This window comes from Profundibacter sp. (genome assembly GCF_056498605.1).
Genome location: NZ_JBSMEZ010000151.1, coordinates 1 through 7,652, shown reverse-complemented (window position 1 = coordinate 7,652; position 7,652 = coordinate 1). Strand labels below are relative to the sequence as shown.

The following is a 7,652-nucleotide window of genomic DNA, read 5'->3' as shown; positions in this document are numbered from 1 at the left end:
ACCGTGATGGAGGGCGCGCGTGACAATAACGTGCCGGGGATCGAGGCGGATTGCGGCGGGGCCTGCGCCTGTTCCACCTGCCACGTCTATCTGGATGCTGCCTGGGTGGAAAAGGTTCCGGCCAAGGACGCGATGGAAGAAGATATGCTCGATTTCGCCTATGAGCCTGACGAGGTTCGCTCGCGCCTGACCTGCCAGATCAAGGTAACCGATGATCTGGACGGGCTGATCGTGCATCTGCCTGTGAAGCAGATATAGGGATGTTGCGGGCGGCACTCATTGGTGGGGTGTTCGCCCTTTTTGCAGGGCCGGGGGGGGCCGCGCCCCAAGGGCACTGCATGGCCGTTAACGATGCTGGCGGGTGCAGCACCAAAGCTGTGAAAGATACTGAGGGCATCCTGCTGCCCGGCTTGCATGTGTATTACGGACAACCGACACGGCGCTATGACCACGGTATTCTGGGGGACGCGATTGAATGGGCGTGCCTGACCTATGTGCGCCAAGGATCGGCGGCACACGGCCCGTATATATTCGAGCAAATCACCCTACCCAAATCCCGCGTGTTCGAGGATATCGCACCGCGTCTGGTTGATCTGGACGGGGACGGGTCTGCCGAGATTATCGTGGTAGAAACCGATCTGAACAAGGGGGCGCAACTGGCGGTTTACGGATTGGTCGATCTGAAGCTGGTGAAAATCACCTCCACCCCTTTTATCGGCCGTAGCAACCGCTGGCTGGCCCCGATCGGCGCGGCTGATCTGGATGGGGACGGTTCTGTCGAAATCGCCTATATTGATCGTCCGCATCTGGCAAAGCTGCTGAAAATCTGGAGGTTCAAGGATGGCAAACTGACCCTTGTGGCGGAGCAGGGCGGGTTGACCAACCACCAGATCGGGCAGGACTACATTTCTGGTGGTATCCGTGATTGCGGGGCGGGGCCGCAGATGATCACGGCCAGTGCGGACTGGAAGCAGATCGTTGCTTCGGTGTTTGATGGTGAGGGAATTCGGAGTGCTGCAATTGGCAGGCACAAGGGGCAAAATTCATTCAGGCGGGCGCTGGATTGCCGGATGTAAGCAGGGCTGGCAACCCACGGCCTTGCTACATTAAGGGATTATTGAACTTGTATTGGTTCAAAACCACGTTCCCGCCTTTGATTTGAACCCCTTTTCTCCAATCTTTATCTTTGGTTAGAAAATCATACTCGGCGGCATAATCCCTGAATTTGTCATTTGTGACGGCAAATGATTTAGGCAAATGTGAAAGGGTTTCGATGATAAACTTGTCGGCTTGAGTTTGTCTGGGGGCAACGTAAATCTCGGTGGCTTTCAGGTCAAAAATAGCATGAAGTATATGGATCGAGAACGGCGCGCCTCTCAAAAACTCGCCATTCTTGCGAAGTGTGAAATAGATATTGGCATCGAAAAAACATACGATCCGGTAACCATCTGCCCTTAGCTTTTGAACAAGGGTTTTCAGGGGGTGCGCTCCGACACTGTGGTCCAGCCCGAAATGGTAGACATTGCTCCCATCAAATATGGCGGTTTTGTCTGCCAGTATCAGGGACTTCATAAAGCCTTGTTGATCGGCATGTAAAAGGAAATGTTCGCTTTTGCGATTTGCTTTGCGATTTGCAAAAAATGAAAAGGCAAAAACCAGAACACAAAAGATCATGGCTGAAAGCCCCCAAACGGGGTCGTGCGAGGCCCGCCAAAACAAAAAGCCTATGATTGCGGAAATGAGAACCGCTAATGCGTATTTTACTGGGGTTCCATCCTGTTGGTTTGTCAGCTTGTCACCGAGTGTGATGGGTGTTCCCGTGTCGCCTGTCAAAAGCTGATCTTTCCTTCAGTGCAAATATTCAATGCCTACAACGCCCGCCAGCCGATATCGCGCCGGCAAAACCCCTCGGGCCACGCCACGCCATCGACCATTCTATAAGCCCGTTCCCGCGCCTCAGTCAAACTGCTGCCCCGCGCGGTGATGTTCAACACTCGTCCACCTGTTGCAACGATATGCCCGTCCCGCATGCCCGTGCCTGCATGAAACGTCATATGCGAGGAATCCTCGGGCAGCCCCTCAAGCCCGCCAATCACGCTGCCTTTTTCATACCCCGCCGGATAGCCATTAGCCGCCATTACAACGCTTAACGCGTGATCATCGGCCCAGTTCACCTGTGCCTCGGCCAGTCGTCCCTCGGCGCAGGCTTGCAGCAGGTCAAACACCTGCGCCCCCAGCCGCATCATCAACACCTGACATTCCGGATCACCAAAGCGCACGTTGTATTCCACCAGTCGGGGTTGGCCGTCCTTGATCATCAACCCGACAAACAGGATGCCCTGAAACGGCATGCCGCGCCGCGCCATTTCGGCCATTGTCGGGCGCACAATTTCGTCCATTGTTTTGGCGATCACGGCATCGGTCATCACCGGCGCGGGCGAATAGGCGCCCATGCCGCCGGTGTTCGGGCCTTTATCGCCATCAAAGGCGCGTTTGTGGTCTTGGGCTGTGCCCATCGCCAGCACGTCTGTTCCGTCGCACAACACAAAGAACGACGCCTCTTCGCCCTCCATGAATTCCTCGATCACCACCTCGGCACCTGCCATGCCAAATTCGCCGCTGAACATATCGTCAATGGCGGCTAGAGCTGTGGCTTGATCCATCGCCATGATCACGCCTTTCCCCGCCGCCAGCCCATCGGCCTTAACAACAATGGGCGTGCCTGTGGCCCGCACATATTCCTTGGCCTGCTTGGCATCTGTAAAATGCCCATAATCCGCTGTGGGCGCATTGACGGCGGTGCATATTTCCTTGGTGAAGGCCTTGGATGCCTCTAGCTGTGCCGCCGCCTGACTGGGACCAAAGCACAGCACGTTCGCGCCACGCAGACGGTCGGCCACGCCAACAGCCAGCGGAGCCTCTGGCCCGATAATCACGAAATCCACAGCGTTTTCGGTGGCAAAATCCACCACCGCGCCGCCATCCATAATGTCGAAATCCGCGCATTCCGCGATCATCGCTATGCCTGCGTTTCCGGGGGCTACAATCAGCCGGTCACACTTGGGGTTCTGTTTCACCGCCCACGCCAGCGCATGCTCGCGTCCGCCACTGCCCAGAATAAGGATGTTCATTTGCGCCCCCCGCTTGGCCTTTGCATAGGGGCGTTCTAAGGTGGGCGCAGTGATTAAACAAGCGAGCAGATATGTCCGACCTGATTGATGATCCGATAGAGGGTGAAAACGCCCCCGAATTCACTGTCTCCGAAATATCGGGCGCGGTGAAAAAAACCATCGAGGGCGCGTTTGGACGTGTGCGGGTGCGCGGCGAGGTGGGGCGCATTTTCAAGGCGCGTTCGGGGCATTTGTATTACGACATCAAGGATGACAAAAACGTGCTGGCCTGCACCACATGGAAGGGGCAAGTGTCGCAATTGTCGGTGGTTCCTGAAGAGGGGCTGGAGGTGATCGTCACTGGCCGTTTGACCGCTTTTGGGGCACAATCCAAATATAACCTGAACGTTGATATGGTCGAGGTCGCGGGCGAAGGTGCTTTGATGGCGATGCTTGAGAAGCGCAAGAAAGCCTTGGCCGCCGAAGGGTTATTTGCGCCTGAGCGAAAGCAAAAACTACCCTATCTGCCCGAAGTGATCGGAGTGATTACTTCGCCATCGGGGGCGGTGATTCAGGATATCCTGCACCGCCTGCGCGACCGGTTCCCGCGCAAGGTGCTGATCTGGCCTGTGGCGGTTCAGGGCAAGCAATGCGCCCCTGAGGTGACCCGCGCGATTGAAGGGTTTAACGCGATGACCCCAGGCGGGGCATTACCACGGCCCGATCTGTTGATCGTGGCGCGGGGTGGTGGATCGATCGAGGATCTGTGGGGGTTTAACGAGGAAAACGTTGCCCGTGCGGCTGGCGCGTCCGATATCCCGCTGATTTCGGCAGTGGGGCATGAAACCGACACCACATTGATTGATTTTGTGTCCGACCAACGTGCGCCAACACCGACAGCGGCGGCCGAACTCGCCGTGCCTGTGCGTCTGGAACTGCTGGCATGGGTCGATGATCAGGACGCCCGCCTGACCCGCGCGGCGACGGGTGCTGTGGATCAACGTAAACAGCGCCTGCGCGATCTGGCCCGCGCCTTGCCCAACCTCGAGACGCTGCTGGACAGCCCGCGCCAACGGCTTGATCGTGCGTCTGAACGGTTGCCCGCCGCCCTGACCCGCGCGGCACAGGTCAAGCGCCTGCGACTAAGCGAGGCCAGCGGCAGTTTGCGACCGGCGGCCTTGGGGCGATTGCTCTCTGATGCTAAAACTAAATTTTGGGACCGCGCCGCTCGCCTGAAGCCAGAGTTGCTGGCCCGTGACACCGACCGGAAGAAAACCAACCTTGCCCAGATTACGGGTCGTCTCGTGCGCGTTTCGCAAGGGCAGGTCGAGGGTTGGCGCAATCGCATGGACGCGCTGGAACGTATTCGCCAAACGTTGGGGTATGAGGAAACGCTGAACCGTGGCTATGCGGTGGTGCGTGGTGATGGGGATGTGGTAACGACCAAAGCCGCAGCCAGAAAAGCCTCAGTATTGGAAATTCAGTTTCAGGATGGCCGCTACAAAATCGGCGCACCCGCTCCCCGAAAGGCCAAACCAAAGGAAACGCCGCCGGATCAAGGCTCGCTCTTCTAGGCTTCTTTTTCGCTTAAATATCCCCCGCGTGGAGCGCATATAATCTCTTGTCTACCTCTACAGGTTACACCCCGATTTCGGGCCCCAGACACACCATCGGCTTGTCGCTTTGCTTGACCTCGAACAAGGTGCTTAGGTCTGGATCATTCTCGAATTGTGCCACCAGCCCGTCGTCACTTTGATAAAATGACCAGCACTGCGGTTCGGGATCATCCTCGTAAACAAAGCAGATCAATTCGCCGTCCTGATACCAGCTGCCCTCTTTGCACTGCCCTTCCAGAAATGACCAACGCACACGGCGGTTTGGCAGGTATTCCTCGGCGCCATATGTGGTGCCGTCATATCCGAAGTAGAGGGTCTTGCCTTGGGAGTAGGCTTCAAACGCGTCGGCGTCCATCAGGGTTTGTGCGGTCAGCGGGCTGCTGGCCAGCAGAGCGATCAGTAAAAGGGGACGGGTGCGTTTTAGCATAGCGTATTTCTGGCAGGTTTCTCTTGTTAATACCAGTGCCGCGTTCGGCGGTTGGCACGGGGTCGCGCAACAGAGCATTCTGAACGGCCATTTGTTGCGTGGCCAGTTCTGCGCGGTTCTGCCAATGGGCCACAAGCGGGTCCATGACGCGCCGCCAAAGACGCGGGTATAGCGCGACAACCGCCATCACCGGCAGGCTGCGCGGCAGGCTCGGGGCCTGATCCGGGGTGGGCAGCGTCAGCGCCGGATAGGGTTTGGCGGGGTGCGCGTGATGGTCGGAATGGCGCGGTGCTGCCAGCATCAGATAGTTGGAAAACCAGTGCGGTGCGTTCCATGAGTGCTGGATGTCAATCGGCTCCAGCTTGCCATTTGGTAAGGTGAGGCGGCGCAGTCCGTAATGCTGCACGTAATCCGAGAGCAACAGTTGCACCTGCGCGTAAGTGGCAAGCGCGATCAACGCCAGCGCACCACCCCCGCCGCCGATAACAATGGCCACCACCATGCTGGTGATCGCGCCTGCGGCATAGGTGTAATAGGGGTGGCTAAACCGCGAGGGTTTTGTGCGCTTCATTTGCAGACGAGCGCTTTCCATTTCAAACCCTGCACGGGCCGACCCGATCCACGCACGTCTTGCGAACGTATAAAACGATTCGCCCAGTTCAGCTGAATTCGGGTCATTATTTGACGCCGCAAACCTGTGGTGGATCAACGGATGTGCCGAGGTATGATGCCCGAACAGCAGCGAAATATAGACCCATTTTCCAAGGTTGAATAGCCGTTTGTCGGCCCGGTGGATCAACTCGTGTGCATTGGAGTTGCTGACCTGACCAAAGAATAGGCCAGAGGCAATGAACAACCCTAGGGTGCTGAAAAAGCCAAGTGTTGGATTGGATGACATTGCCCAAACGACGAGTGCCAATAACAAAAAATGCGAGACAGCCAGAGCGATCGATAACTTGTCCGCTGCGGGGAATTCCCGCTCTGGCTGTGTCGGGTCACTGGCGATGTTCACCAGTTCATCGAGCGTAAATGTGAACACCGTGATGTAGGATAAGGCAAGCACCACCCACCATCCGCCAAACACGGCCGCCAATGCGATCAACGGGATCGGCAGGAAACTGGCAATCGCAAACATTGCCATTCGGTATGTCATTAAATTCGTCATCAGGCGACCATATCACATCCACTTACAAGCTATTGTAAATAAAACGAAAACAGATTGTTTCCATCCCGCAAACGCTGGAACGCAGCATTTATCATGGCCACTATGGGATATGACACGTTAGGGTCCGGTTAAAACCCTGCAGCTGGATACAGAGATGAACCACAGACCATATACCACCCGCGCAATCATGGTGCCCCATGCTTAGTCCCGCTGCGTTATTTGCCTTGGGTGTGTCCGCTGCGGTGATGTATTTACCGCGCACGGGCGGGCGCATCAGGTGGGCGCGCTCTATCCGCAAAACCGTTCCCGTGACGTTGTTTGCCTTGGCTGCCTTTAGCCAAGGCGCGCCGGTTTTTCTGACGGTGGCACTGGGGCTAAGCGCCGTCGGTGATTTTGCCCTATCACGATCCGGGACAAAGGCCTTCTTGACTGGCATGATCGCGTTTGCCGCAGCGCATCTGGCCTATATCGCCTTGATGGTTGGCATCGGCGCAACTCTGCACGCCTCGCAATGGTCCATTATAGTCCTGATGGTTGCATTGGGTCTGTCGACCGAATGGTGGCTGCGCCCGCATACCGGCGCACTAAAATGGCCGGAGCGGGCCTATGTCGGGATCATTCTGGCAATGGGGCTGACCGCTTTGGGTTTGCCAGATGTCAGGTGGGTCGCCCTGTGTGGTGCGCTGTTGTTTGTGGCCTCAGATCTGATCCTGTCGATTGAAACCTTTGTGCTGCCTGACGATCACAAGGCGCGTAAACTGGCGACCAAGGCGGTCTGGATTACCTATATTGCCGCCCAGATCGGCCTGTTCTGGGGGCTGGGGGCGGTATAACTTGTGCACGTCCCCCTTCCATCCGGCGCACAGGTGCAATAGTTGAGTATGGAACACTAAGGGTTGCCCGCGATGTCATTCTTCAAGAAGCTTAAAAACCGTCTATTCAAATCCTCGTCCAAGCTGGAAAAAGGGCTGGATGAAATCGTCGAGGATGGCGGCGAGGAAGAACTGGTTGACGAAGCGCCGGTGATCGAGGAGCGTCTTCCAGAGCCAGAGCCAGAGGCGCCTGCGGGCACTCCGGTAGAGCCTGATCCCGTTGAAGAACCGGAATCTGTTGAGGAGGTGACCGAGGAAATCGTCGAGGCGGTTCCCGAGAGTGCGGAAGAACCCACGACTGCGGCTCTTGACGTGCCTGCGGTTGAAGAGGTTGTTTCACCTGAACCTGAACCTGAACCTGAACCTGAACCTGAACCTGAACCTGAACCTGAACCTGAACCTGAACCTGAACCTGAACCTGAACCTGAACCTGAACCTGAACCTGAACCTGAACCTGAACCT

Annotated in this window: 8 protein-coding genes and 1 pseudogene; 5 read left to right on the top strand and 4 right to left on the bottom strand. The window is 56.7% G+C overall.

Annotated elements, in window-relative coordinates:
- Window positions 1-258, top strand: a 258-nt coding sequence (locus ACWB12_RS15000) for a 2Fe-2S iron-sulfur cluster-binding protein (RefSeq protein WP_479530902.1), incomplete at its 5' end; no start/stop codon positions are given.
- An 80-nt stretch (window positions 259-338) separates the two neighbouring features.
- Complete coding sequence (locus tag ACWB12_RS14995; protein ID WP_479530901.1) at window positions 339-1,076, top strand: FG-GAP repeat domain-containing protein; 738 nt, start codon at window positions 339-341, stop codon at window positions 1,074-1,076.
- A 25-nt stretch (window positions 1,077-1,101) separates the two neighbouring features.
- On the opposite strand, the gene ACWB12_RS14990 is transcribed toward ACWB12_RS14995, so the two are convergent.
- Both ACWB12_RS14990 and purD read right to left on the bottom strand, forming a co-directional pair.
- Complete coding sequence (locus ACWB12_RS14990) at window positions 1,102-1,833, bottom strand: hypothetical protein (protein ID WP_479530900.1); 732 nt, start codon at window positions 1,831-1,833, stop codon at window positions 1,102-1,104.
- A gap of 35 nt (window positions 1,834-1,868) precedes the next feature.
- Window positions 1,869-3,131, bottom strand: coding sequence for a phosphoribosylamine--glycine ligase (gene purD / locus ACWB12_RS14985; protein WP_479530899.1), 1,263 nt, complete (start codon window positions 3,129-3,131; stop codon window positions 1,869-1,871).
- A 71-nt stretch (window positions 3,132-3,202) separates the two neighbouring features.
- Here purD and xseA point away from each other — a divergent pair, with 71 nt between their 5' ends.
- The gene (gene xseA, locus ACWB12_RS14980) at window positions 3,203-4,684 is read left to right on the top strand and encodes an exodeoxyribonuclease VII large subunit (protein ID WP_479530898.1); all 1,482 of its coding nucleotides are present in this window, start codon (window positions 3,203-3,205) and stop codon (window positions 4,682-4,684) included.
- 64 nt (window positions 4,685-4,748) lie between these two features.
- Here the strand turns inward: xseA and ACWB12_RS14975 are convergent, their stop codons facing one another.
- Window positions 4,749-5,081: a hypothetical protein gene (locus tag ACWB12_RS14975; RefSeq protein WP_479530897.1), complete on the bottom strand. Its 333-nt coding sequence runs from the start codon at window positions 5,079-5,081 to the stop codon at window positions 4,749-4,751.
- The gene (locus tag ACWB12_RS14970) at window positions 5,062-6,306 is read right to left on the bottom strand and encodes an alkane 1-monooxygenase (protein ID WP_479530896.1); all 1,245 of its coding nucleotides are present in this window, start codon (window positions 6,304-6,306) and stop codon (window positions 5,062-5,064) included. The genes ACWB12_RS14975 and ACWB12_RS14970 overlap by 20 nt, the downstream gene beginning before the upstream one ends.
- Before the next feature lie 209 nt (window positions 6,307-6,515).
- Here ACWB12_RS14970 and ACWB12_RS14965 point away from each other — a divergent pair, with 209 nt between their 5' ends.
- Both ACWB12_RS14965 and ACWB12_RS14960 read left to right on the top strand, forming a co-directional pair.
- On the top strand, window positions 6,516-7,151 hold the full coding sequence (locus tag ACWB12_RS14965; protein WP_479530895.1) for a lysoplasmalogenase: 636 nt from the start codon (window positions 6,516-6,518) through the stop codon (window positions 7,149-7,151).
- Window positions 7,152-7,223: 72 nt separating this feature from the next.
- Window positions 7,224-7,652: pseudogene (locus ACWB12_RS14960) on the top strand (signal recognition particle-docking protein FtsY); the annotation flags it as partial.